Below are 24,963 nucleotides of genomic sequence, written 5' to 3'. Positions count from 1 at the left end.
ATGTTAAAAAGAGTATCGGTCATAGGTTTACTGGCGGTTGTAAGCCTGGGGTGTCAAAGCCAGGGACAAATTTCCGGAAACCAAAATAAAAGTCAGGGGGCGGAGATTTCAAATGCTAAAAAATCAAGTGGAGATTTAAAATCGTATAATGAAGTAATTACTTCGGAAGCAAAAAGTGATGAAGGCTTGTTTACTACCCATTTTGTAGGCGATAAGCTGTATTTTGAAATTCCGCTGAATTTGCTGGAGAAAGACATGCTTTTGGTAAGTCGCATAGCCAAAGTGCCATCAGGTTTTGGCGGAGGTTATGTGAACGCCGGATCTAAGGTAAATGAACAGGTGGTTCGATGGGTTAAAAGAGGACAAAACGTGGATATGAAAATTATCAGTTTTGAAAACCAAAGCGATGAGGAATCTCCTATCTACCAATCGGTCGTTGCCAATAACTTTTTCCCCATCCTGTACAGCACAAAAATTTCAGCATATAATAACGATTCTACGGCTGTGGTAGTTGATGTAAATTCTTTATTTGAAAATGATATTGATGCAATAAATGGAATTTCCCCCGCTTTAAAGAAGCGCTATAAAGTGAAAAAGCTGGATTCCAATCGTTCCTTTATAGAATCTGCTCAATCTTTTCCTGAAAATGTAGAGGTTAAGCACGTCATGACCTACGAAGCAGAAGAGCCACCTGAAAGAGGGCAGGCAGGAACAATCTCGCTTTTGATGAATCAATCTATGGTGCTTCTTCCGGATGATATGATGCAGCCAAGGTTGGCCGATTACAGGGTAGGTTGGTTCACCACCAAAAAATATGATTATGATTCTGAAGAGCTTAAGGCGGATGATTATGAGATAATAAGGCGATGGAGACTGGAGCCTAAGAATGTTGAGGCATACAAAAGAGGAGAATTGGTGGAGCCGGTAAAACCTATCGTGTATTACCTGGATCCCGCCACGCCTGAGAAATGGAGGCCTTATTTCAAACAAGGGATCGAAGACTGGAATGTAGCCTTTGAAAAGGCGGGTTTTAAAAATGCCATCATTGCAAAAGATGCGCCTTCCAAAGAGGAAGATCCGGAATTTAGCCCCGAAGATGTTCGGTATTCTATGGTAAGATACGTTGCAAGTACAACCCGGAATGCTACAGGACCTTCGGTTACCGATCCGCGGACTGGTGAAATTATAGGAAGCAGTATCATCTGGTATCACAATCATTTAAGATCTTACCGAAACCGGTTTATGATAGAAGCCGGAGCCCAAAACCCGGCCGCCAGAACTTTGAATACCCCCGAGGCAGAAATAGGTGAAATGATGCGTATGGTGATCGCTCATGAGGTTGGACATGCTTTAGGTTTACCGCATAATATGAAAGCCAGCGCAGCATATCCCACAGATTCCCTTCGCTCTGCAGCATTCACACAAAAATATGGACTTACTCCTTCTATAATGGATTATGCCCGCGTGAACTATGTGGCACAGCCTGAAGATAAAAATGTTCGGTTTATAAGGATGATGGGGCCCTATGATCTTTATGCCATTAACTGGGGTTACCGGTTTTTACCAGAGGCCAGTACCATGAAAGATGAAAAGAAAACCCTTGATAAATGGATTGCTGAAAAGGCAGGTGACCCAATATATGAGTTTGGCGGAGGGTATGATGGCGTAGATCCACAATCACAAAGGGAAAGCCTTGGAGATGACCAGGTAAAGGCCGGGGAATATGGATTGGCCAATTTAAAGAAAGTCGTTCCTAATTTGATGGAGTGGACCGCAAAAGATGGATTTGGATATAAGGATCTCAATGAAGTTTACGGAGAGCTCACCAATTTATGGAGAGGATATATAACCCATGTGATCACCAATGTAGGAGGTGTATATGAAACCAGAAAAACATCAGACCAGGAAGGGGTGATATATACCAATGTTCCAAAAAGCACTCAGAAAGGTGCTGTTGATTTTCTGAACACTCATGCGTTTACCACCCCGGAGTGGTTGCTTAACCGGGATCTTCTGGATCGAATAGAATCCGGTGGAGCAATAGAGCGGGTGCAAAATCTGCAAACAAGGTCACTTAATGCGTTGCTTGATGAGAACCGCCTTAAACGTATGGTGAGTAATGAGCAGGTCAATGCCAAAAAGGCCTATACTGCACTGGAAATGATGGAAGACCTTAGAAAAGGGATCTTTAGTGAATTATATACCGGACGTACTGCTGATGCCTATCGCAGAAATTTACAGCGCTCTTATGTAGATGCCGCAGCCGGGTATGTAAAGAAGGTAAAAGAAGGTGGTAATGATGCAGTGTTAAAAAGTGATATCATCGCCCTTATGCGCGGAGAAATGGAGCGGTTAAAAAGAGATATCAACAGGCAAAAGAACAAGGTAAATGACGATTTAACCAGATATCACTGGAATGATCTTGTGGCCAGAATTGATGCCGGACTTAATTTGGATTCTTAATCCTTATTACTATAAAAGTCAAAGGCTCCGTAGAATTTCTGCGGAGCTTTTTCATTTTTTTACTTTATTACAAAATCAAAATATGTGTCGGGATAAGGTTCCATTCTTAAGGTGTAATGCCACCATTCCTGAGGATAGGCGCGGAAACCATATTTGCTCATCACTCGTTTCAAAAATCCCCGCTTTTCTTTTTGTTCTGAAGTGATTAGTGAGGTATCATGATGTGAGATTTCTCCGAAGAAATCATAGGTACCTCCCATATTTAGTTCTTCCCCGGTGTTTGCATCAATAAGAGTGAGATCTACCGTGCTTCCCCTGGAATGACCAGATCTCGTGGAAATATAACCCAGACTGAAAAGATCCTTTTTTTTAATTCCGGGATAGAATGGTGCTTTCATTATTGTATCCTCCGGATTTCGCGCCCAGACTATAAAATGATTTACAGCCCGTTGAGGCCGGTAGGCATCGAAAATTTTTAAACAATACCCCTGATTTTCCAATTCAATCTGCACTTTTTTTAAAGCTTCTGCAGCAGTGGTGGTAAGAATGGCTTTTGGTTGTTGATATCCGTCTATGGGTTTTCCTATAAAATTATGGGTGCCGGAATAACGCATTTCCAAAACGATATCCGGGATTATTTCTTTTACATACTCAAATCCGGATGGAAGATGTTTTTCCTGTCCAAAACAAAAATTAAGAGGAAGAGTAAAAATGATTAAAAACAGATAACGCTTCATTTCGGTGCCTGATTTAGCCCGAAAGTTAGTCAAATTTTATTTTTCCTGATTTTTTAATCCAATGGTGATTGAGTTTTGCTACTTCAGGATTTCTCACTCGCCCAAAAGCTCATTTCGAAATGACTCTTATCAATTGAAATTAAAAAATCACCCGACAGGGTGATTTTGGAAATATAAATGAATTTTGATTCTTAATTATCGTCCTGGGTTGATTTATCTTTTGTCTTATCAATACCCTCCTTCACGTCTGATTTCACCTTTTTAGCGCCTTCTTCAATTTTTTCTGCGGCTTTTTTAGTGTTGGATTCAATATCTTCCCCAATTGCTTCAACAGCATCCTGAGTTTTTTTCTGAGTGGTTTCCCTGCAGGAATAAAAAGATGAGGCCATCCCGGCCAACATCAGCATTAAAATTAATTTTTTCATAATGTGCATATTTATAGATTTAATTTGGAACTAAAAAAGCCACCGCAAATTAAATTTGGATGGCTCTTAAAAAGATTAGTGCGATATCCTATTGCATATCGTCATCAGCATTCATATCATCCGTACCGTCAATTTCTTCTTCAATTTCAGTTTCTGCACTGTCTGCAGCTTCTTCGATTTCCTGACCAGCTTCTTCAGCAGTATTTTCGATATCGTTTCCAATTTCTTCTACTGCATCTTCTGTTTTCTCTTCTGTAGTTTCTCTACAAGAATAGATTGATAAAGAAAATACTGCGGCCAATAATAATAAAGATAATTTTTTCATTTTTAAAAATTTGATTAGTTGAACAGACAAATTTAAACTATTTTTTAAATATGCAATCAAGTCTTTTCCGTAAAATATTTCTATTTTTTTTTATTGGCTGCAAATATAATTTATGTTTTTTTTAAGATAAGCTTCGAAACTCCTATGTTGATTTATATTTTGCATGATCGGGTTTCATAAAACCAGCTTTTTTATTTTTTGAATTTTTTTTGGAAGAAAGCTTAATTTACTTTCGTGGTATCCTTTGGTTTCTTCTTTCCGCCCAAAAGTCCGCCTAAAATATCTCTGGCGGCATCTTTAACCTGCTGCTCCTGAGTATTTTTTATAGAGTCCTTTTTTACTACTTCCGGGGTAGCGGTACTATCGGGAGTTTTTGGCTGTGTTCTTCCGCCAATAATGTTTCCAAGTGCGTCAATCCCTTTTTTTGTGAGTGCTGCTTTTTGTTGAGCAACAATTTTTTGGGTAAGGTTGCTTACTGCCTGCTCCATATTTAAATTAATGTTAGGATTTTGAAAGGTTCCTGTAAGTCCTATAGGCAAAGCAACGGTCATACTTTGAAGATCCTGTACGCTTAGTTTTGAAAGTGCTGTTCCCAGTTCACTTCCTAAGAATCTGGCAGGTACATCCAGGGTAACATTATAATTCATATTCATATCGAATCCGTGACTTCCGGCAACCTGAACATTGATCCCTTTCACATTAAAATCAAAAGGTTCAATTTCCACAAAACCATTATTAAATGTGAGTCTGCTTTTTAAGTTATCAAGGTTGATATCCTTAAAATCTATAAATTTAAGCTGTTCATCAAGTCTGCCCAGCAATGCAAGTTTTTCCGGTTGTACTTCTGCGGTTAACAGTTGTGCCAGTGCTTCTCCCGCCAGGCTCGTTAACTGCGGGGTAAAATCATCATTTAAATTCCCGGCAAGATTGATCCTGGTTTGCAATTTCCCTTCCAGGGCAGCAGCAATAGGGGTAAGACCCTGCAAAAGTTTTAACCCGTTAAAGGATTTTGCTATATCCAGGGAATTGAGGTCCAGATTCATTTTAAAAGTTGGAACATCCGCTTTAGTAGACACATTTCCGTTAAGGGCGATGGTTCCATCAAAAATATTGGAGGTTACATTTTGAAGTGTTGCAGTTTCATCTTTGAGATAGAGCGTACCTTTTGCGTTGTTTAAAACCAAATTATCATAGAGCACTTTATTAGCTGAAAAATCCACTTTAGCGTCCAGAAATGATGGGATCTTTATAGCTTCCTCTCCTGTAGGAACTTCTTTTTTAGTTTCTATGGTAACTCCATCAGGAGTTTTTACAACTTCTTCAGTGGTTGCGGCGATCATAAAATCGTTGATGGAAAAGGTATTTGAATTTACCTGAAAATCTCCTTTCAGCTTTTGATCGGTGAAGAGGAATCCCATCAGATTCTGGATATTCCCGGAAGCAGAAATATCGGTTTGCCCGGTAGTCATGTTCAGTTGTGGAACCCGGACATCACCCTGGTTGAGATTGAAATTCGCTGTAGAAATCCTGATTTCATTCGGGATTTCGGGGGAAGTATACCTAAAATCTGTGATACGGGCATTTCCATTGCTGTTCACATTTTGATATTGTTCTTTTTCTATGGAATTCATATCAAAAGAAGTTTTTGCATCAATGGTTAAAATTCCATTCAGATCCTGTTCCAGGTCCAGCGGATACGCTTTTTTTATATTGGCCAGATTTACAGTTCCTTTTAAAGCCATATTCACCAACATGTTTTCGGTTAGATTCCTGATGTTTCCATTGGCAGCAAATACATCCTGATCTATTCTGAAAGTAACATTGTCAAAAGTGAGATAAGTATCGTTCAGCAATCCTGTTTCATTCAGGATAGCCAAATCTATGTTTATATCCTGAACACTTTTTGGCAAATCCGGATATTTAAAAGAAGCATTGTTGGAGGTAACCTTAATATCCATTTTAGGAATATATGTGTCATCAATAATTCCATGCATTCTTCCGTTTACTATAAAGTCCCCGGTGTTTTGTACGTTTTCTATATTCTTCGCGTAGATTTCAGGCATAACCGCCAGAAAGTTTTTAAAGTCGGATGAAAGGGTTTTAAAGGAAATGTCTATTTCATTGTTGTTTTCATTCACATCTACAAAACCTTCAAAAGTAAGCGGTAACTGGTTAACGGTAGCCTCATTTTCAAGGAAGGTGTATTTCAGTTCTTCCAGATCCATCTGGATCACAGCTTCAAGTCCTACCCTGTTTTTGTTTAAATAATTCACGCCGTCATAATCCATCGTTACAAAAGCAGAGGTGCTGGTTTCAAGTTCCGATTGTTCCAGGGAGAAATCCCCTGTTCCCTTGTGGTTTAAATCTTCCAGATAAAGTAATAACTTTTGACCCTTATCCACATATTTCAATCTGGAATTATTGATCTCATAATGTTTGAGATCCAGCCTGAAAGGCGTTGAAACTGTATCTCCTTCGGCAGCTAAATCTTCTATGCTAATGTCATAATTATTATTGCCAAGGGAATCCACCTGGATATTTATAAAAGCATTATCCAACTTTAATTTATCAATTTTTTTAGGTTTATCGCTGCCTTTAAAGAGTTCTTTAATCGACATTTCCAGTAAAAGTTCCCCGCCAAAAGCAAGTGTATCACCTTTAAAGGGCTCTTTATTTATCACGCTAACATCTTTTAAAACCAAAGTCGCCTGAGGGAAGCTTCGGAATAAAGTAAGATCCAGATCGCTGAATTCTACTTCGGCATTTACATTCTTATTGATGGATTTTTTCATCATATCCGTCAATTGGGCTTCAAAAATAAATGGGGCTGCAATTAACAGGGCAACGATTACCACCAGAAGGATTCCGGTAATTTTAAATACTTTTTTCATTACTATTATATTTTATCACTTCTTATTTTCAGCAAAAACAGGATTCATCGCTTCTGTTGAGGAAACCTCTTTCTGAGTTTCATAATTTACTTGTTCAAATTTCAATTCGTCATTGGCTCCAAGGTCAAATCTTTTTCTCATCCAGAACACTGTAATGTATAAAAACGGAGTGTCTAAAAGTGCGATTAACACTTTAAACAAAAATCCGCTTAACAGCAGGGTTCCAAAAAGCTCCCATTCAATTTTATTAAAGCTGCAAAGCAAAAACAGGACCGCAAATGTATCCACGAATTGCGACATGAAGGTAGAAAAGTTATTCCGAAGCCACAAGTGTTGGCCATTGGTTAATTTTTTCCAGAAATGAAACAATTGGATGTCTACATATTGTGCCAGTAAATAGGCCATCATGGAAGCAAAAACGGCTATTCCGGTAGCTCCAAAAACCTTTGTGAATAAATTATCTCCTATTGGAGACCAGGTTGTGGCAGGCACAAAATCTGCAGCATAGATAATGATTAAAGAAAAAAGAGAAGCGAAAATTCCGGCTGTTACCACCTGGTTGGCTTTTTGTTTTCCGTAAACTTCGCTAATAATATCGGTGATTAAAAAGGTGATGGGATAAGGTAATATTCCTACGGAAATTTCAAAGGTATACATCCCGAAAAAATCCCAGGAAAAGAATTTCTGAAAGATCAAATTGGAAACGACCAGGGAAGTGATAAACAGCGCAGCAAGAGCGAGGTAAATTCTTTGCGCCAGCAACAGGTCTTTTATCGATTTCAGCTTAAAATTATTTTTTTAGAACTCTTACCAACAAAATTAAGCCTATGTTGGTTTGTTTTATTTAATTTGCCGTGAAATTACTAAATCTTCACTAAAACATTTCTTAAAGAAATCTTGAAGTCTCCAAAAACATTTTACATCGCGCTGGGAAGCAATAAGGGAAATAGGCTAAAGTTCATGCAGCTGGCTTTGGATAAAATGTATCTGGAAATTGGAGATATCCTAGAAATTTCAGCCGTGTATGAAACTCCTGCCTGGGGATTTGAAGGTGACTCTTTTTTAAACGCCTGTGTTGCAGTGGGCAGCCGGTTTTCTTCGGAAGAAGTGCTGGATAAGTTGCTGAAAATTGAAACTTCCCTTGGTCGTTCCCGTACCAATGTTACTACGTATGAAAATAGAAGCATTGATCTTGATATTTTGCTTTTGGGAGCGGAGATTATAGATTCTGAATTGCTGAAAATTCCTCATCCTCAAATGCAACACAGGAAGTTTGTTTTATTGCCGCTTGCAGACATCGCTTCAAAAGAAATTCATCCCGTGCTAAACAAGTCAATTTCCAACCTTTTAGTTGAAACCGGAGATGTATCACCAATTGATCGAATTTCAGAAAAACTCATAAATCCAAGGAAATCCCGCGGTTTTCAGAATTGTAATTACATAGCGATTGAAGGAAATATCGGGGCGGGGAAAACAAGCCTGGCTACCATGATCTCTCAGGATTTTAACGCCAAACTAATATTGGAACGCTTTAAGGATAATCCGTTTTTACCGAAATTTTATGAAGATCGGCATCGGTATGCTTTTCCGCTGGAAATGTCCTTTTTAGCCGACAGGTATCAGCAACTTTCAGATGATCTGGCTCAATATGATCTTTTCACCGATTTTGTAGTCTCCGATTATGATGTATTCAAATCCCTGATCTTTGCAAAGATCACCCTTCAGGAGGATGAATTTTCCTTGTACAATAAGCTTTTCAGTATAATTTATAAGGAATTGCTGAAACCCGATCTCTATGTGTATCTCTACCAAAACACCGACAGGTTGCTGGAGAATATCAAAACCCGTGGGCGGGATTATGAACAGAATATCCAGCCGGAATATTTGATGGATATCAATAAAAGTTACCTGTCGTACATAAAATCACAAACAGGTATCAACATCAAGGTCATCGACATTACCGGGAAGGATTTCATAAATAACAGGGAAGATTATTTATCTATTCTGGAGGAAATCGCCCCTTTTCGAAAATAAATCCCAAATTACAATCCCCGCACTTACCGCTATATTCAGCGAATGTTTGCTCCCTAATTGCGGGATCTCGATAACGCCGTCACTTGCAGATACAACTTCCTGTTGTACGCCTTTCACCTCATTACCAAAGATCACAGCACAGGTTAGCTCTTTTTCAGGATAAAAATCATTCAGCATAATGGCATTTTCCGCCTGTTCAATGGAATAGACTTTTATGTTCTCACTTTGCAGTTTTTTTACCAGCTCAAGCGTATTTTCAGCATACTCCCATTCCACCGTTTCTGTGGCGCCCAATGCGGTTTTATGAATATCTTTATGCGGAGGTTGTGCGGTAATGCCACATAAATATATTTTTTGGATCAAAAAGGCGTCACAGCTTCGAAAAACCGAGCCTATATTGTTTAAACTTCGTATGTTGTCAAGGATTACAATAATCGGCGATTTTTGAGCTTCTTTATATTCTTCTACACTTTTGCGATCGAGTTCGCTGTTTTCTAGTTTTCTGCTTGTGGTCATTGGGCAAAAATAGGAAGATTTGGAGTTTTTAACTCCATAAAAATTAAGATTTAGGGAGCACATCAATACGATTTGATTGATTTTACATCCGGAATTTTTTAAAAATATTCTGGGTTTTCAAATGAAATTGCTTTAACTTTAATAGACATCCTATTCCAATATCATGAAAAAACACATTATCCTTTCAGTTTTTGCTTTAGTTTTTAGCTGTAATATCAATACCGATATTGCTGCAGAAGTGACCGATCTTAGGGTGAATAGCTATACGGTGGAATGTTATGGAGAAATGGAAGGGAACTGCCTTTTGGTACAGGAAGGAGATAAAATAGGTACAAAAGACTGGGAGTATTTCTATTATGAAGATAGCATCGTGGGGTTTGATTATGAACCGGGTTATATGTATGATCTCATCGTTCGAAAAATCCGGGTTGAAGATCCGCCGCAGGATGGTTCTTCCATTCGGTATGAACTTATCCGGGTTGTTTCCAAAGAGCGCGTTTAAAGAAATAAAAGCATCTTCAACAACTCATAATTTTGGTAGGCTGGTTCTGGATTTCAAATTCCATTGTTACCTTGCAACTAAAATAGCTATTCCTTGCCCAGACTAAAAACATCCTTAGAACCAAATAAGATAAATTTCAGGGAGAGCTTCGCCTCCCTGAAATTCGTGCCTCGTTTTTTTAAAGAGATACGAAAAGTAAATCCTTTGCTTTTTTACGTAAATATCCTTTGCAGAATCGTGAATGCCATCTTACCGGTTTTGATGCTTTGGGTAGGTAAACTCATTATTGATGAAGTGGTTTTGCAAATGGCTGCCGATGCGAAAGACCTGGATTTATTATGGATTTTGGTGGCTGCAGAATTTGGACTTGCCGTACTTTCCGATCTTTTAAGCAGGGGGATTAGCTTAACCGATGCCTTGCTGGGCGATCAATATTCCATAGATACTTCGGTTAAGATCATTAAAAAAACTTCAGAATTAAACCTGGATCAGTTGGAGGATTCAGAGTTTTATGACAAACTGGAAAGGGCCCGCCAGCAAACTACCGGTCGCGTGGGTTTAATGTCCAATATTCTTACCCAGGGAGAAGATGTGATCGTGATCCTATCCTTGCTGGTTGGGGTTGTAACCTTTGAACCCTGGCTTATTATTTTGCTGGTGGTTTCTATTATTCCCACGATTATCAATGAGATTAAATTTAGCGGCACGAGTTATTCCCTGGCGCGCAGCTGGACGCAGGAACGGCGGGAGCTGGATTATTTGCGTTATGCCGGCGCAAGCGATGTTACCGCCAAGGAAGTCAAACTCTTCGGACTTTCAGATTACCTGGCAGCAAGATTTAAGGGCCTTTCAGATAAATATTACATACAGAGTAAAAAACTGGCAAAACAGCGTGCAGGTTGGGGTTCGTTCTTCAATGTGATTGGAACTACCGCGTATTACGGAGCCTATGTTTTTATAATTTTTAGAACGGTAGCCGGGATATTCACGCTTGGGGATCTAACTTTTCTTTCGGGATCCTTCAACCGGTTGCGAACCAAGTTACAGGGGTTTTTCACCCGGTTTACGGCTATTACAGAAAGCGCCTTGTACCTGCAGGATTATTTTGAATTCCTGGATTTGAAATATTCTGAGGATGTTTCTGAAGAAAAATTACCGCTGCCTGAGAAAATTCAAAAAGGCTTCGAATTTAAAAATGTAGGTTTTAAATACCCTAAATCTGAAAAATGGGTGGTTAGGCATATCAACTTTGAACTTAAAGCAGGCGAAAAGCTCGCTTTTGTGGGCGAGAATGGCGCAGGGAAAACAACGCTTATAAAATTGCTGCTTCGGTTTTATGAACCTTCGGAAGGAGAAATTCTTTTGGACGGCATTCCGGTAAAGGAATACAACCAAACCCAATATCAGCAATATTTTGGAGTGATCTTTCAGGATTTTGTGAAGTTTGAATTAACGCTTCGGGAGAATATTGCGATGGGGGAAATTGGTCAAATCGAAAACCAACCCAGAATAGATAGTGCAGCAGAAAAAAGCCTGGCAGATGAGGTGATTTCTGAAATGCCGGGAGGATATGATCAGCAACTTGGGAAACGTTTTAAACAAGGTAAGGATCTCTCTGGTGGGCAATGGCAAAAAATCGCTATTGCGAGAGCGTATATGAAAGATGCTGAGGTTTTGATCCTGGACGAGCCAACATCGGCCCTGGATGCCCGGGCAGAGACCGAAGCTTTCAACCGGTTTATAAAACTCACCGAAGGGAAAACAGCCGTGATAATTTCGCACCGCTTTAGCACAGTTCGAATAGCCGACCGAATCATGGTTCTTAAGGATGGTGCCGTCCTGGAAATTGGCACTCATGAAGAATTGATGCAAAATGATAAATTGTATGCAGAATTGTTTAATCTTCAGGCAGCGGGTTATCAGTAAAAAATTTTATTTTAATTGAATAATGTTTCAGGCTTTCAGCCTGAAGCTTTTTTGGGAGGGGATTTCTTGGCAATTCTTGGGGCTTTTTTGGGGGATTTCTTAGGGCGATGCTCCAAGGTTTAATCTTGCAGGCCTTCAGCCTGAAAATTTTAGGGCGGAAATTTTTGGAACGGTGCCCCAAGATATGATCTCGCAGGTCTTCAGCCTGATAGGGATGGGAAAAGAGACTGAAGGGCTCAGACATCACAACTTGAGGCATCGTCTCAAGCAGCCTGAAGGGCTGAAAACATAAAAAACAACTTCATGGATTTACTTATTCTGCGTTTGTTATTTGATTTTGGACTGGTAGTACTTATATGGATAGTGCAATTGGTGATCTATCCGGGATTGTGTTACTACAGCCAAACCGATCTGGTAAAATGGCATAAATTATATACTACCAGAATCGCTTATGTGGTTGGGCCACTTATGATTGGACAATTCTTAATTGCGGCTTTTCAGCTTTGGAAAGAAGTATCCCTGTACACAATTTCCGGAATTCTTATAATTGCTGCGTTGTGGATACTTACATTTTCGATCTTTGTTCCACTTCACAATGCGGTTATGCCCGGTAAGAATTGTGAAACTATCACAAGCGAGCTGGTGAAAAAAAACTGGATACGAACCGGGCTGTGGTCCCTGGTGTTTTTGTTGAGCCTGCTGCAGTATGTTTGGAGCTAAAAAGACTGCAACTATTTGGGCTCCTGAATTTCCTGTTTTTCCATGATAACCTATATTGAAAATCACGGATAAAACTGTATCTTAAATTTTGAATAAATTCTGAAATAAGTACTTTAGCAGGAATTAAAATCCCCGATATTTTGGCAGCGAAGAAATCAAAAGAAACCACACCTTTAATGAAGCAGTACAATGCGATCAAGGATAAATATCCAGATGCTTTGTTGTTGTTTCGGGTGGGCGATTTTTATGAAACTTTTGGAGAGGATGCCGTAAGAACTGCCAGAATTCTAAACATTGTGCTTACTAAAAGGGGAAATGGGAGCGAAGTGGAAACAGCCCTTGCCGGATTTCCGCATCATGCCTTGAATACCTATTTGCCAAAACTGGTAAAAGCAGGCTTACGGGTAGCCATATGCGATCAGCTGGAAGATCCCAAGATGACCAAAACCATCGTGAAACGCGGTGTGACCGAATTGGTGACTCCCGGGGTTTCTATGAACGATGAGGTTTTAAACAGCACATCCAATAATTTTTTATGCGCCATTCACTTCGGAAAAAAGAACCTTGGTGTATCTTTTCTGGATGTTTCTACCGGGGAATTTCTTACCGCCCAGGGGTCTTCGGAATATATAGATAAACTACTGCAAAATTTCAGCCCAAGCGAGGTCCTTATTCAGAAGAATTTTAAAAAGGATTTTTCAAAAACTTTTGGCGATGCGTATCATTGTTTTTACCTAGAGGACTGGATCTTTAAACATGATTATGCCTACGAGTCTTTAAACGCACATTTTAATACCAAATCCTTAAAGGGTTTTGGGGTAGATCACCTGGCGGAAGGGATCATTTCTTCCGGAGCGATCTTATATTATCTTGGAGAAACCCAGCACCACAGGCTTCAGCATATCGCATCAATAAACCGTATTGCTGAAGAAGAGTACGTATGGATGGACAGGTTCACCATCAGGAACCTGGAACTATACCAATCTAATGCGCAAAATGCGGTGACGCTGCTGGATGTGATAGATCAAACGATCTCTCCAATGGGAGGCAGGATGCTAAAACGCTGGCTTGCCCTTCCGCTTAAAAATGCTGAAAAGATAAGGAACCGGCACAAAGTGGTTGGACATTTTATAGAAAACCGTTCTGACCTGGATAAAATTCAGCAGCAAATAAAAAAGATCAGTGATCTGGAGCGTTTAATATCCAAGGTTGCTACCGGAAAAATTTGCCCGCGGGAGGTGCTGCATCTCAACAATTCTCTTGAAGCTATAGTTCCAATAAAGTCGTTGGCCATGAATTCTTCCGAAGAAGCGCTAAAGGTAATTGGTGATAAATTGCAAAATTGTGAGGTATTAAGAAGTAAAATAAAGGAAACCTTGCATGAAGATGCCCCGGTAAATATTTTAAAGGGAAATGCCATTGCAAAAGGCTTTCATCCTGAACTCGATGAATTAAGAGCATTGGCATTTTCGGGAAAGGAATACCTGGATGGAATGCTGCAGCGTGAAACCAAAAGTACAGGGATTTCTTCCCTTAAAATAGGGAGCAATAACGTGTATGGCTATTATATTGAAGTGCGAAATTCCCATAAAGATAAGGTTCCGCAAGAATGGATTCGTAAGCAAACCCTTGTTAATGCGGAAAGATATATCACTGAAGAATTAAAGGAATATGAAGGGAAGATCCTGGGAGCCGAAGAAAAGATACAGCAGCTGGAGCAGGCAATTTTTGGGAAGCTGGTAGATTGGCTGGGAGATTACATTGCGCCAGTACAGCAAAACGCAAGATTGGTGGCGCAGCTGGATTGTTTATGCTCTTTTGCCTGTCACGCAATCGCTGAAAATTACACCGAACCTTTAATCGATGATTCCCTGGAACTGGAGATCAAAGACGGGCGTCATCCCGTGATTGAAAAACAATTGCCAATGGGCGAAAGTTATGTTACCAATGACCTTTTTCTGGACAGGGAAACCCAACAGATTATTATGATAACCGGTCCCAATATGAGTGGTAAGTCGGCGATATTAAGGCAAACGGCTCTTATTGTGCTATTAGCCCAAATGGGAAGTTTTGTACCGGCAAAAGCCGCCAGGATAGGTCTTATTGACAAGATCTTTACGCGGGTTGGGGCGAGCGACAATATTTCTATGGGGGAATCCACCTTTATGGTAGAGATGAATGAAACCGCAAGTATCCTTAATAATATTTCGAATCGCAGTTTGGTGCTTCTAGATGAAATTGGCCGTGGAACGAGCACCTATGACGGGATTTCCATTGCCTGGGCGATTACCGAATATCTTCATGAACATCCTGCCAAACCAAAAACCCTTTTCGCTACCCATTATCATGAGCTTAATGATATGGGGGAAACCTTTAAAAGGATAAAGAATTACAATGTTTCCGTAAAGGAATTAAAGGGCACGGTCTTGTTTCTTCGGAAGCTGGTGGCCGGTGGGAGTGAACATAGTTTTGGAATTCATGTAGCCAAGATGGCCGGAATGCCACAAATGGTGATCAACCGCGCGAATAAAATCTTAAAGAAGCTTGAAAAATCGCATCAAATGGAAAACTCCGGCGAAATTCTGAGGAATTCTGCCGAAAAGGATATGCAGCTTAGTTTTTTCAACCTGGACGATCCCTTATTGCAGGAATTAAAGGAGGAATTGCTGCATATAGACATCGACACGCTTACACCGGTAGAGGCTTTGATGAAGTTAAACGAGATAAAACGAATGTTGTCAAGCAAACAAAAGGCAAAGGTGTAACGGGTTCAAAGTTTGAAAGTTGAAAAGTTCAAAAGCTTGAAAATTTATTTGGTAGATTTAGTTTTAAGTTTCAAATTTCCGTTGGAAGGAAAACCTAAATGGGATATTTAGGTTTTTAATTTGTGGGACATTGGGTATTGATAGAAAAATTGTGAAGAATAAATTTTTTGGAAGCTGGAAAACAAGGGGTTAAGGGTTCTTTGTTTTTGTCCCAAAAAACAGTAAAGAAAAGCGGTCACTTTTTTGTAGAAAAACCTTTGCTATTATAAGAATTGTATTAAATTTGCAACCGCAATAAACAGTTGCGCATCGCCTTTAAGGCGTGAAAGTTCTTAAAATTTGCGAAAATAGCTCAGTTGGTAGAGCGCCACCTTGCCAAGGTGGAGGTCGCGGGTTCGAATCCCGTTTTTCGCTCGGCGAAGTGAAATTCTCCGCAGTCGCGGGTTCCCCCGATAGCTATCGGGGTGTTTTTCGCTCAGTATAAAATCCACGCTCGGATGGTGGAATTGGTAGACACGTTGGACTTAAAATCCAATGATCAGCAACGGTCGTGCGGGTTCAAGTCCCGCTCCGAGTACTTTAAACCCTGTTAATCGATTGATTATCAGGGTTTTTTGTTTTAAAAAGGGTTTGTTTTCCCACCACTTTCCCCGCAATTTTGTTTTAGATTAATAAATTAGTTTAGGTGACACTATTTGTCGCCATCTCTGTTTATTCTTGTATTGAAATTAATTCGATATGAGAAAACTTGAAATTACTTTAACTGAAGAACAGTATCAGCACATACAAGAGGAAACTAGATATGTTAACAGGACACACCTTTCAGAAGGTGTTTTTGGCGGATACGAATTGTGCCTTCATGTGGGGGTGCCAGATGTTTTTGGTTGTACGCTCGAGTTGAAAACAAATAACTCAATAGACCTGGGAGAGGTGGAGTGGAAGTTTACTAATCAAGAATCCTGAGATGAGCCGATCCAGAAGAAAAAACAAAATCCGAGGCAACACTTCTGCAGCTTCGGAAAAGCAGTCCAAATTGAAAGCAAACAGAAAACTCCGGCGGCTGACAAAAGAAACTTTAAAAAAACGTAAAGAAGTGTTGCCTTTACTTCGGGAAATTTCGGATACATGGAATTTTGAAAAAGATGGTAAAAAATATGTTTCTAACCTACCTGAAAAGGAGCTTAGAAAATGACAATGTACTTTAATTTTTCATTTACAAATAAACCTATATCGCAGCCCCCTAGATCGCGGATATTAATATCGACAAAACTACACACTTAATAAATACCACTATCGACATACTTTTAAATAGAGTATTTTTTACCACGTCATCCTTTGGCGCCATCTAACCTTAAATTGTAGTATAATTCAAAACAAACAAACCATGGAACCATACCGCGAAAAAATCCTCCTCACTTACAAATTCCTCCTCAAAACACGCGAAGAACTCCTCACCCGTACCATCAACGTTGGAATGTTGGGTGAGCTGTCTGAAGTCAATAAAGTTTTCGCCGTGGGCGATACCTATAATTTTGATATAGAACAGTTCAAAGGCACCCCGGACACCAATCTCAATATGCTGATTGACTTTTATGATGAGCTGGAAAACCTGATGAATTCCCTGGCGAATATCAATGAGATTACGGAGGAGGAATTGGAGGATTTTGAAGAAGATGATGACAAGGAGGATATATAAAAGTTACTTTGTAACAAAGAAATTATGCTGATAAACTGGGTAATTGTGGTTTATAGTTTTATTTAAAAAAGATGTTTTTTACTTTTGGATTTAATTGCACATTATGATCAGATTTCTACTTTTAAGCATTTTTATACTTTTTCCGGCCCTCCTCTCAGCGCAACTGGTGAATATTGAATCCAAACGCATGCAGACCGATTCAGTGAGATTTGCACTAAACGGAGATTTCTCTTTCAACCACACCAATAATGACGGGAAACAGGTGAACCAGATAGATGGCGCCATTACCACGCAACTGAAATCAAAGGACCTTCAAAAGATCTATTTCCTTCTGGGAAATTACAGGCTTATAGATACCGGAGAAGAAAATCTGCAGAATGCCTGGTTTCTTCACGGCAGGTTTAACTACAAGTTTAATCAGTTAGCATTATTGAGATTTGAAAGTTTTATTCAGGGACAATACAACCAACTACTGGTGGTAGAACAGCGTAACCTTATTGGTGCAGGGCTAAGGGTGAAATGGATGGATAAAGGACATTTCACGGGATATGCCGGCAACAGCTATATGTATGAAGTTGAATATAGTGAGCGGGCAGGAACCACTAATTATAACCACCGCAACAGTACCTACCTTACTTTATCATATTCTGCAGAATCGTTGAAATTTTCTGTTGCCAATACAGTTTATTATCAACCGCTGTACAAGGATTTGAGCGATTACAGGATCCTCGAACAATTCAGGCTGGACATTCCCCTGGCCAACCAAAGATGTCATGGCTCAGATCTATGAAAAAAACTTGTGGGGTGGTAACAAATCTGAGTTTTACTCTGGTTTAGGCTCACATAATTCTGAAACAGTAAATCCGTATATAGCTGTAGTATCCGCTTTTCTAAAAGATTTTGAAGCTCCACCGGTAGTTTGTGATCTTGGTTGCGGGGATTTTAATATTGGTAAAGAACTGGTAAAGTACTCCAAAAAATATATCGCTACAGACATAGTCCCAGCGCTCATAGCACATAATAAAAAGGAATTTCAGGCAGATAATTTAGAATTTTATGCTTTAGATATTGCAAAAGATGTTCTGCCTTCGGGAGATTGCGCGATTCTAAGGCAGGTGTTGCAACATTTATCGAATGCGGAAATTAAAGATGTGGTAGAAAAATTATACGATTTTAAATATGTTATTCTAACCGAGCATATACCGGAAGATGATTTTGAACCCAATAAAGATATTATTTCCGGACAGGGAATCAGACTAAAGAAGCAGAGTGGTGTAAACCTTTCAGCGTCACCGTTTAATTTTAAGGTCAAAGAAGTAAAACATTTATTCTCTGTTGGATTCCGCGAATTGAAAGGAGTTTTAGTAACTACGTTGTACGAGGTATATTAAAGCAGAATTTAATCACACACTTGCCGAAAATATTCATAGATCATCACCATCGCCAAAGTATCCAATTCGCAATATTTTAGCAAGGATTGTTTGATGGCAAGCCGCTCTTCTTCCTGCATATCTGTATACTGAAGTTTTCCGTAGGCAGTTAATGCCGCACCACCATCGGCAATGTCTTCCATTCCTGAAACAGTGGCATCGAGTTGTTCGTCGGTCCAGTCTTCAAATAGTGGAGGAAGCATTTTGTAAGGACTTAGAACTTTGTTATTTTCATTGACAAGCCAGATGTGAGCCGGATTAAAGTTTTTAGAGCTAAGCCCAATTTCAGTGATGGATCGGGAATATTTCAGCTGAAGATATTCAGAAGAATTCAGGATGGCCGGCAAAACGGCTTTAATCGAGTTGGAACCTCCCATCAATGAATTATAATAATAATTTTTAACCACTATACACAAATCGATCATCTTTCTTTCCCCGTTCCAGGAATCGGGGCTGGATTTTGTGGACCTGCTTATCTTCTGGATAAATCCCTGAAGTTCTTTTTTATCCGGTTCATCGCTGTCTTTTAACTGCTGAAAAACAGCATTCAGGATGGTATTTTCGTGGGGAGCGTACATAAAAATACTGCCGGTGTTTTTCGAAAGCGCCTTTTTAAGTTCCCGTACAAATTCAAAATTGGGGAAAACGCCGGGTTCAAAGTTGATGTACTCGCTTTCGTGTTTCACCACACCTTGTTCATCTACCGTGTGATGGGAGAACTGAAACGCAACCTGCTCATAGGGCCGCCGACCTTTATTGAAGGGCAGGGCAGTGGCACTGGTTTCAAAATCGATGAAATTCAGCGGAAACTTCCAGCTGTTCATTTCCTGTTTCAATTCCTCTTTGAGGATAAATGGCTCCGGATCACTACTCCGAATTTTTTCTACCTGTATCCATTGGCGTTCAGAAGAAGAGATCTTCCCGACTTCCGGTTTAACGCCTATATCATCTTCATCCAGGTCTTGCAGAAAGAATTTGCCTTCTTCAAAAAGTTTGTTTCCCCTTCTGAAATTCCAGATACCAAAACTGTTGGCAGTGGTAAACTCTTTTTCAGAATATCCCATTTGGCCACTCCAGCATTCTTTATAACCTGACTTTTTTCCTTCAGCCTCCTCTTCGGTTGTGGCGTGAAATTCACAGCCTTTGCAATTCCAGGAAACAGGCGCATTAAAGAATTTATCGGCCACATAATATTCTGAAAAAACCTTGATGCTCTCTAAAAAGCTGAGGTTGTCATAGCAGGCGTATTTTCCGGATTCGATATCGTTCAGGATATCATCTACAGCAACTCTACCCAGCACGCTTTTTCCTCCAATTTCTTCCAGGCTGTCAATAGTCCTGCTGATCCCGGTGCGGTTGTCAGCATTTTTTCGGATGCGGAACATCTGGTTTAAACCTTCCACGGGAGAAGTTGCCGATTTATCTGCAAGCATTAAATACGATTTTATTTTCCACCCAGGGTGGCATTGCTGAATAACATAACGTTGAAAAGCCACATCAAACAAATAAGGTTTCCAGCCACTTACCAAGCCACCTCTGCTTCCAACCAGCAGGTTTTCATCTGCAGGATCAAAAGACTTTGCTTTTACTTCAATTAGCTGAATTTGATCTCCACGCTTCACCAGGATATCGGTACGAATAAACAGGCTTTCAAATTTAAAAGCCGCTTCAAAGATCACGACGTTCTCCTTTTGCAGCAACTCCTGTGTTTGCACTGCCAGCGAGTCATAGTTCCAGTCATTCCCTTCAATCAAGATCCCATTGGGATATTCCATCCGGGCCAGTTCCTCAACCTGAAATCCTCCCTGCGCCAATGCCTGCAGGAAAGGATCTTCCAGCTGCGTGTTGGAATATTCTTTCTTTTTGGTATAAAAGAGCTTGTTTGGGCAATCCATTGCGATCTTGAAACGGGATTTGGTGAGGAGGCGTTGGGACATGATTTTTGAATTTTATTATTTTCTGTGTCAGGTAAATTTAAAAAAGGAATACGCCAATATATGTCGGCAGACGATTAAACTTTAGGCTTTTAATCCCTCATTGAGGGTTTAATTCCCAGAGGCCTGCCCGAAATGAATTTCATTCAGGCGGGCTTGCCCCGAGGTTTTGATTATTCCGGATCATTTACTGAAGGTTTAGAATATATGCAGTACTTCTGCCTTGTCCTTTTTTGGAAATAATTTTCTTTTCCTGCAGATCCTGCAAATCCCTGGTGGCCGTTGCTTTTGAAGTTTTAGTAATACCTATATATTTTTTTGCATTTATACCTCCTTCAAAACCTTCGGGCCCTTCTTTTAATACCCTGCGTATCACCTTCATTTGTCTGTCATTCAATTCATTCCTGAATCTGTCGAAAAATCTGGTTTTATACAGGCTGAATTCTATAAGTTTTTCCGCAGCGATCTGTGCTTCAAGGGTAGTCCTTACAAAATAGTTGATCCATGGACTTATTTCGTTAGACCTTTGTGCCAGCTTTAAAGCGGTATAATAATCGTTTTTTTTCTTCTCAATAGCCTGGGAAAGGCTTAACAGTATTGGCCTTTTAACAGTTTGAGATAATGCCTTTTCAGCTACTGCGCGTCCTATACGGCCATTTCCGTCTTCAAAAGGATGGATGGTTTCAAAATACAGGTGTGCAATTGCAGCACGTATAACAGGTTTTTTTATTTCATTTTTCCCATTTTTTCCGGTACGGTTAAACCAGGAAATAAATTCCTCCATTTCCTTTGGGACTTTTGAAGAGGGCGGTGCTTCATAATGTACGATTTCTTTTCCCATAGCCCCGGAAATTACCTGCATAGGCTCAGTATGTGTTCGCCATTTTCCGGCCTGCACATATAAATTTCCCTTCATCAGCATTTTGTGCCAGGCAAGGATTTTTTCAGCACTTAGAGGCTCTTTATAACTTTTTTGAGCATCGGTCATAAGCTCTGCTATTCCTTCAGCCCTTTTATCGTTGACCCTCTCAACAGGAGGTAATAATCCCAGGTTCTTTTTTATGGAAGATATTACATCCTTTCTGCTTAGATATTCCCCTTCAATCTCAGAGGTCTTTATTGCTTCTTCCACCAACAAATTAATTACAGTCTCTACCCTGGAATCCTCAGGCAGGCCTTCCATGAGGCCGTTGATCTTCCCGGCCCTTTCTGAAAATTCGTAGAGTTGGGCTTCTATGTCTTCTGTAGAATACGAAAAATTGGGCCAGTCCTTTTGTTGCCAGTTGTATTTCATGAGCCGATTAATAAATTGTTACGGCTCAAATATAAGTAAATTTTGAGTTGATTAAATATTTTATCGGCTCATATTTATCCAATAAAATGAGGGAAGGGGAAATTACAATCTATTTTAAAAAGAAGAAGGAAGTCTATTGACTTCCTCTTTCTTTTCTTTTTCTTTATGGAAAACTAATGTTTTCTGGAATCATTATTTCCTTTTTCATATCGCAAAAAGAACTTATCGGAAGCTACTTCTTCGAAGAATTTAGTTTTTACTGTACTTTTTTCTCCACAGAACTCTTCATATTCTTCTACTGTAATTTCTTTTTCAGGATAATTAGCAATTTCTGAAACGTAAAATTTATTTTCGAGCATAATTAACTCCGGATTTCGCCCTATTGAATAAGTAATCCTGTTGCTGAAATCCAGCGGTGTATCTGTAGCCGAATATCTTTGTGTTTGGATTTCTTTTCTTTTCGGATAAAGGATCAAATTACAATTCCTAAGAACTGTATCTGTGATGTCGTGCTCCATAATAATTTTGGAAGTTCCGGCGGGAATTACTATAATTTCTTCTTCCTGGTAAGAGATTGATTTCCCAGAGGAGGCTGATGCACCTGCAGCTTTGCCAGTTCCTACCTGATTAGTTTGTAATAGGTTTAAGAAATTTAATCCCGTAATTTTTCCTGAAGAATATGAGTTTTCGGAAGCTGAAACTTTTGAACTATTAGAATAGGTCGTAACTCGGTTAAGATAGTAATCGTGAGCTACTTCATTAAGTATAAAGAAACTTTTGTTAAGATGAAGGGAAATAGGCTCATCAGTCTTATTATAGAATTGAAACCCAATATTACCACCCTCTTTCCATAAATTGTATAAGATTCTCGAATTATCATCTTCATAGATAAGGGCATTTTCTCTCTGTTCCATTGCACCGGTAGCCTCGGCTTTGTATACCTGGTAATAAACGTCAGATGCACAGGAAGAAAGAAATCCTAAAGCAAGAAATGCATAAAAAGTAAATTTAATTTTCATTTTTTAATATTTAATGGTTGATTAGTGCCGTGAAGGTAGGAATTATATAGTGTCTTAGATTACGGGTTTCCGTAGTAAAACCGCATATTTTTTAATTCTAAAATCTATTTTGGAATTTTACAGAGCAGCAAGAATGCCATTTGATAATGAACAGGAACTTATCAAACTGGGTCAGGAAATCTTAAAAACCAAAATAAAAATTTCCTTCTGGAGTAACTCAGAAAGGGAATTATGGGTTTTTAAACCTTTAAATATTTAAGGAACAGAGGTTTGTTTAGCTGATTAAATATTAAAATTTTCTTAAAAAAATTAATGCCTGAGAAATTTATCAATTCTTTAGATCCTAACTGGGGCAAGCAAGACAGAATCTCGCATAAAACATTTTTATGACGCCAGATAAAAGGGTTCTTGTGAAGCCACTTTTATGGTTTTCTAAATACTAATAATTGCGTTAGCATTTCCGACAAACCAGGTTATAAATGGAAATACTGATTATCAAAAATATCCGATTAATAAATTATTGAAGCAAGGTCTATTTGTTTGAGGAACAATTTGGTTTGGTCAACAGTAAAAACAGGTTCGGGTGTTTTAAAGATCATAGTAGTGATATATTTCAGGCGTAATTTTGTTGAACAAATTTTAAAATATATTTAAAATTCGGATAAATAGTGATCATATAGATTCCGCATAAAACCGCGAGGCCACCAAGCACATACAGCGCTCTTTTTTTTTCCACTTTATACCAGAGCAGTGGAACATATAATACCGCCGGAACCAGCACACATAGGTAAACAGACATCGCTATGTAATTGGAATCGAATGTCTCTGCAGATTGGTTGAGGAATTCTACGCACAGATCGAAAAATTTTATCGATAATGCTTCAAAATCGGGGATGAGGAAGAACAGGAAAGATACCGGGATGAAAAGAAATCCTTTCCATCCTTTAATCAATAAGGCAAAGGATAGTGGAAACAAAACGAAATAGCAATAGATATTGATAGCTTTATAGGATACCGAAAATAAGAAGGCTAACCCATATAGCATTCCCATAACGATCATAAAGATCTGATGGAGGAAGGAATCGGCGTGGAGAATCCAGTAATCGATGTTCATAATTGCTATTATTTGCGAAATTTGTAATCACTTTTTCCATTTATTGGAATAGTACATAAATGCATAAAATACATCGTAGATCGTAGCTATATTTTTAATGTCCCGCTGGAATGTTCGTTGGGAGGTTAGAAGGTCTTCTTCTATCGAGCTATGATCCTGGGTTATTTCCCTTTGAATTTCATCATAACTCATGGGTCTCCTTCTAAGGATAGAAATGATACTAATATAACGCTTAATAATTTGATGTACAGCCATAGTGATTAATAACATAGTTTAGAAAAGAAATGAGAAACCTGCTCTTCAAAAAGGTCAAGTGGGATCCGGTGACCGAGCCCGGGATATATTTTCAGCTCAAGTTCATCTTCCTGCAGGTGATTACTTAAAAAAGCTAAAGTTTCCTTTGGATCCACCACTTCATCTTTTCCCCCTAAAAGAATTTGTTTTGAGGAATTTATCCTAGTGAACTTTTCTTTGGGAAGGTCTATATTTTTTGGATGTTTGGATAGGGGAGGATTAAACAAAAGAGCAGGACGACCAATCCAGTTAGAAATGATATAGCCATTTAGAGCACCCATACTGCTGCCAATGATCACATTAATCTCTAGATCAGGATAATTTTGAAGGATATGCAGAGGTTGAATATGCTCTTTTGAGTAATCAATGTCGGGGGCGATTACATTTCCGTAATTCTCCAGGATACTGCGTTTTTCTTCTTTCAATTTGCTTTTTAAGCCGTGCAGGTAAAGTATGTTCATAATTGCTTCTCTTGATTGGTGAAATAAAGAAACGAAGAGAAGGCGCCAAAACAGGTCGCGAGAAAAAATGATTTTGATGTTGCTACTGTTAACGCTCATTCATTGGGTATTCCAATGGTATTTTGAAGTAACAAACCTTACTTTCTGAATTTTTCAATTATATCGATAATAAAGTGTTTTTGAAAAAACAGAAATCATGACTAAATGTTTATCAGTTAATTAAAGGCAAGTCTTTTTTCTTTGTTCTTGCAGTTACGCCGAAGGCGGAACGATCCTGGCTCTTTACCGGACATTAATTTTTTATGATATATAATGTTTGTTTACATTTTCCAAAAACTCTTTTTTATTATTTCGGATATTTTTGTCCTAATTATGAATAACAAGACCTATATTTGCACCATATCTAAAAAAAATTGT

Annotated in this window: 22 protein-coding genes and 2 tRNA genes; 12 read left to right on the top strand and 12 right to left on the bottom strand. The window is 39.1% G+C overall.

The annotated features are described in order from the left end of the window. Window positions 1–2,463 (top strand): zinc-dependent metalloprotease, encoded by a 2,463-nt coding sequence (locus tag ACKGJN_RS07495; RefSeq protein ID WP_409538836.1) that lies wholly within the window; start codon window positions 1–3, stop codon window positions 2,461–2,463. A 59-nt stretch (window positions 2,464–2,522) separates the two neighbouring features. On the opposite strand, the gene ACKGJN_RS07490 is transcribed toward ACKGJN_RS07495, so the two are convergent. From ACKGJN_RS07490 to ACKGJN_RS07470, 5 genes are all read right to left on the bottom strand, one after another. Further along, the gene (locus ACKGJN_RS07490) at window positions 2,523–3,200 is read right to left on the bottom strand and encodes a M15 family metallopeptidase (RefSeq protein WP_409538835.1); all 678 of its coding nucleotides are present in this window, start codon (window positions 3,198–3,200) and stop codon (window positions 2,523–2,525) included. 191 nt (window positions 3,201–3,391) lie between these two features. Continuing rightward, window positions 3,392–3,625, bottom strand: coding sequence for a hypothetical protein (locus ACKGJN_RS07485; RefSeq protein WP_409538834.1), 234 nt, complete (start codon window positions 3,623–3,625; stop codon window positions 3,392–3,394). Window positions 3,626–3,713: 88 nt separating this feature from the next. Then, window positions 3,714–3,950 carry a hypothetical protein gene (locus tag ACKGJN_RS07480; protein WP_409538833.1) on the bottom strand — a complete coding sequence of 79 codons (237 nt, stop codon included), beginning with the start codon at window positions 3,948–3,950 and terminating at the stop codon, window positions 3,714–3,716. A gap of 221 nt (window positions 3,951–4,171) precedes the next feature. After that, entirely contained in the window at window positions 4,172–6,841 is a 2,670-nt protein-coding gene (locus tag ACKGJN_RS07475; RefSeq protein ID WP_409538832.1) for an AsmA-like C-terminal region-containing protein, read from the bottom strand. Between the two features lie 15 nt (window positions 6,842–6,856). Beyond that, window positions 6,857–7,603 carry a queuosine precursor transporter gene (locus tag ACKGJN_RS07470; protein WP_409538831.1) on the bottom strand — a complete coding sequence of 249 codons (747 nt, stop codon included), beginning with the start codon at window positions 7,601–7,603 and terminating at the stop codon, window positions 6,857–6,859. 135 nt (window positions 7,604–7,738) lie between these two features. Between ACKGJN_RS07470 and folK the strand changes: the two genes are divergently transcribed. Then, window positions 7,739–8,875 carry a 2-amino-4-hydroxy-6-hydroxymethyldihydropteridine diphosphokinase gene (gene folK / locus ACKGJN_RS07465; protein WP_409538830.1) on the top strand — a complete coding sequence of 379 codons (1,137 nt, stop codon included), beginning with the start codon at window positions 7,739–7,741 and terminating at the stop codon, window positions 8,873–8,875. Here folK and ACKGJN_RS07460 read toward each other — a convergent pair. After that, window positions 8,837–9,391: an RNA methyltransferase gene (locus ACKGJN_RS07460; RefSeq protein WP_409538859.1), complete on the bottom strand. Its 555-nt coding sequence runs from the start codon at window positions 9,389–9,391 to the stop codon at window positions 8,837–8,839. The two genes, folK and ACKGJN_RS07460, sit on opposite strands and share 39 nt — an antisense overlap. 163 nt (window positions 9,392–9,554) lie before the next feature. Between ACKGJN_RS07460 and ACKGJN_RS07455 the strand changes: the two genes are divergently transcribed. From ACKGJN_RS07455 to ACKGJN_RS07410, 10 genes are all read left to right on the top strand, one after another. After that, window positions 9,555–9,893 carry a DUF4377 domain-containing protein gene (locus ACKGJN_RS07455; RefSeq protein ID WP_409538829.1) on the top strand — a complete coding sequence of 113 codons (339 nt, stop codon included), beginning with the start codon at window positions 9,555–9,557 and terminating at the stop codon, window positions 9,891–9,893. 93 nt (window positions 9,894–9,986) lie between these two features. Further along, the gene (locus ACKGJN_RS07450) at window positions 9,987–11,819 is read left to right on the top strand and encodes an ABC transporter ATP-binding protein (protein WP_409538828.1); all 1,833 of its coding nucleotides are present in this window, start codon (window positions 9,987–9,989) and stop codon (window positions 11,817–11,819) included. A 303-nt stretch (window positions 11,820–12,122) separates the two neighbouring features. Next, window positions 12,123–12,539: a hypothetical protein gene (locus ACKGJN_RS07445; RefSeq protein WP_409538827.1), complete on the top strand. Its 417-nt coding sequence runs from the start codon at window positions 12,123–12,125 to the stop codon at window positions 12,537–12,539. Window positions 12,540–12,715: 176 nt separating this feature from the next. Beyond that, window positions 12,716–15,304 (top strand): DNA mismatch repair protein MutS, encoded by a 2,589-nt coding sequence (mutS, locus tag ACKGJN_RS07440; RefSeq protein ID WP_409538858.1) that lies wholly within the window; start codon window positions 12,716–12,718, stop codon window positions 15,302–15,304. A 341-nt stretch (window positions 15,305–15,645) separates the two neighbouring features. Next, window positions 15,646–15,718, top strand: a tRNA-Gly gene (locus ACKGJN_RS07435). Window positions 15,719–15,795: 77 nt separating this feature from the next. Beyond that, window positions 15,796–15,881: transfer RNA gene (locus ACKGJN_RS07430), tRNA-Leu, on the top strand. 161 nt (window positions 15,882–16,042) lie between these two features. Continuing rightward, the gene (locus ACKGJN_RS07425; protein WP_409538826.1) at window positions 16,043–16,267 is read left to right on the top strand and encodes a hypothetical protein; all 225 of its coding nucleotides are present in this window, start codon (window positions 16,043–16,045) and stop codon (window positions 16,265–16,267) included. 421 nt (window positions 16,268–16,688) lie between these two features. After that, window positions 16,689–17,000 carry a hypothetical protein gene (locus tag ACKGJN_RS07420; RefSeq protein ID WP_409538825.1) on the top strand — a complete coding sequence of 104 codons (312 nt, stop codon included), beginning with the start codon at window positions 16,689–16,691 and terminating at the stop codon, window positions 16,998–17,000. 103 nt (window positions 17,001–17,103) lie between these two features. After that, the gene (locus ACKGJN_RS07415) at window positions 17,104–17,790 is read left to right on the top strand and encodes a hypothetical protein (RefSeq protein WP_409538824.1); all 687 of its coding nucleotides are present in this window, start codon (window positions 17,104–17,106) and stop codon (window positions 17,788–17,790) included. Then, on the top strand, window positions 17,774–18,391 hold the full coding sequence (locus ACKGJN_RS07410) for a class I SAM-dependent methyltransferase (RefSeq protein WP_409538823.1): 618 nt from the start codon (window positions 17,774–17,776) through the stop codon (window positions 18,389–18,391). The genes ACKGJN_RS07415 and ACKGJN_RS07410 overlap by 17 nt, the downstream gene beginning before the upstream one ends. Window positions 18,392–18,399: 8 nt before the next feature. Here ACKGJN_RS07410 and ACKGJN_RS07405 read toward each other — a convergent pair whose 3' ends face one another. The 6 genes from ACKGJN_RS07405 to ACKGJN_RS07380 form a co-directional block, all read right to left on the bottom strand. Continuing rightward, window positions 18,400–20,367 carry a DUF2779 domain-containing protein gene (locus ACKGJN_RS07405; protein WP_409538822.1) on the bottom strand — a complete coding sequence of 656 codons (1,968 nt, stop codon included), beginning with the start codon at window positions 20,365–20,367 and terminating at the stop codon, window positions 18,400–18,402. Window positions 20,368–20,551: 184 nt separating this feature from the next. Further along, complete coding sequence (locus tag ACKGJN_RS07400) at window positions 20,552–21,658, bottom strand: Fic family protein (protein WP_409538821.1); 1,107 nt, start codon at window positions 21,656–21,658, stop codon at window positions 20,552–20,554. A gap of 173 nt (window positions 21,659–21,831) precedes the next feature. Beyond that, window positions 21,832–22,677, bottom strand: coding sequence for a hypothetical protein (locus tag ACKGJN_RS07395; protein ID WP_409538820.1), 846 nt, complete (start codon window positions 22,675–22,677; stop codon window positions 21,832–21,834). Between the two features lie 613 nt (window positions 22,678–23,290). After that, window positions 23,291–23,791: a hypothetical protein gene (locus ACKGJN_RS07390; protein ID WP_409538819.1), complete on the bottom strand. Its 501-nt coding sequence runs from the start codon at window positions 23,789–23,791 to the stop codon at window positions 23,291–23,293. A gap of 27 nt (window positions 23,792–23,818) precedes the next feature. Further along, on the bottom strand, window positions 23,819–24,061 hold the full coding sequence (locus ACKGJN_RS07385; protein WP_409538817.1) for a hypothetical protein: 243 nt from the start codon (window positions 24,059–24,061) through the stop codon (window positions 23,819–23,821). Continuing rightward, the gene (locus tag ACKGJN_RS07380; RefSeq protein ID WP_409538816.1) at window positions 24,052–24,546 is read right to left on the bottom strand and encodes an alpha/beta fold hydrolase; all 495 of its coding nucleotides are present in this window, start codon (window positions 24,544–24,546) and stop codon (window positions 24,052–24,054) included. Before ACKGJN_RS07380 ends, ACKGJN_RS07385 begins: the two co-directional genes overlap by 10 nt. Between the last annotated feature and the right edge of the window lie 417 nt (window positions 24,547–24,963).

This window comes from Gillisia xinjiangensis (genome assembly GCF_046298265.1).
GTDB classification, from domain to species: Bacteria; Bacteroidota; Bacteroidia; order Flavobacteriales; family Flavobacteriaceae; genus Gillisia; species Gillisia xinjiangensis.
The sequence above is the reverse complement of the archived record's forward strand: the minus strand, read 5'-3'. Positions and strand labels throughout refer to the sequence as shown.

Coding starts and splice junctions, on each gene's coding strand:
- ACKGJN_RS07495 (WP_409538836.1), top strand. CDS start 1: ATGTTAAAAAGAGTATCGGTCATAGGTTTACTGGCGGTTGTAAGCCTG.
- ACKGJN_RS07490 (WP_409538835.1), bottom strand. CDS start 3,200: ATGAAGCGTTATCTGTTTTTAATCATTTTTACTCTTCCTCTTAATTTT.
- ACKGJN_RS07485 (WP_409538834.1), bottom strand. CDS start 3,625: ATGAAAAAATTAATTTTAATGCTGATGTTGGCCGGGATGGCCTCATCT.
- ACKGJN_RS07480 (WP_409538833.1), bottom strand. CDS start 3,950: ATGAAAAAATTATCTTTATTATTATTGGCCGCAGTATTTTCTTTATCA.
- ACKGJN_RS07475 (WP_409538832.1), bottom strand. CDS start 6,841: ATGAAAAAAGTATTTAAAATTACCGGAATCCTTCTGGTGGTAATCGTT.
- ACKGJN_RS07460 (WP_409538859.1), bottom strand. CDS start 9,391: ATGACCACAAGCAGAAAACTAGAAAACAGCGAACTCGATCGCAAAAGT.
- ACKGJN_RS07455 (WP_409538829.1), top strand. CDS start 9,555: ATGAAAAAACACATTATCCTTTCAGTTTTTGCTTTAGTTTTTAGCTGT.
- ACKGJN_RS07445 (WP_409538827.1), top strand. CDS start 12,123: ATGGATTTACTTATTCTGCGTTTGTTATTTGATTTTGGACTGGTAGTA.
- mutS (WP_409538858.1), top strand. CDS start 12,716: ATGAAGCAGTACAATGCGATCAAGGATAAATATCCAGATGCTTTGTTG.
- ACKGJN_RS07425 (WP_409538826.1), top strand. CDS start 16,043: ATGAGAAAACTTGAAATTACTTTAACTGAAGAACAGTATCAGCACATA.
- ACKGJN_RS07420 (WP_409538825.1), top strand. CDS start 16,689: ATGGAACCATACCGCGAAAAAATCCTCCTCACTTACAAATTCCTCCTC.
- ACKGJN_RS07415 (WP_409538824.1), top strand. CDS start 17,104: ATGATCAGATTTCTACTTTTAAGCATTTTTATACTTTTTCCGGCCCTC.
- ACKGJN_RS07410 (WP_409538823.1), top strand. CDS start 17,774: ATGGCTCAGATCTATGAAAAAAACTTGTGGGGTGGTAACAAATCTGAG.
- ACKGJN_RS07405 (WP_409538822.1), bottom strand. CDS start 20,367: ATGTCCCAACGCCTCCTCACCAAATCCCGTTTCAAGATCGCAATGGAT.
- ACKGJN_RS07400 (WP_409538821.1), bottom strand. CDS start 21,658: ATGAAATACAACTGGCAACAAAAGGACTGGCCCAATTTTTCGTATTCT.
- ACKGJN_RS07395 (WP_409538820.1), bottom strand. CDS start 22,677: ATGAAAATTAAATTTACTTTTTATGCATTTCTTGCTTTAGGATTTCTT.
- ACKGJN_RS07390 (WP_409538819.1), bottom strand. CDS start 23,791: ATGAACATCGATTACTGGATTCTCCACGCCGATTCCTTCCTCCATCAG.
- ACKGJN_RS07385 (WP_409538817.1), bottom strand. CDS start 24,061: ATGTTATTAATCACTATGGCTGTACATCAAATTATTAAGCGTTATATT.
- ACKGJN_RS07380 (WP_409538816.1), bottom strand. CDS start 24,546: ATGAACATACTTTACCTGCACGGCTTAAAAAGCAAATTGAAAGAAGAA.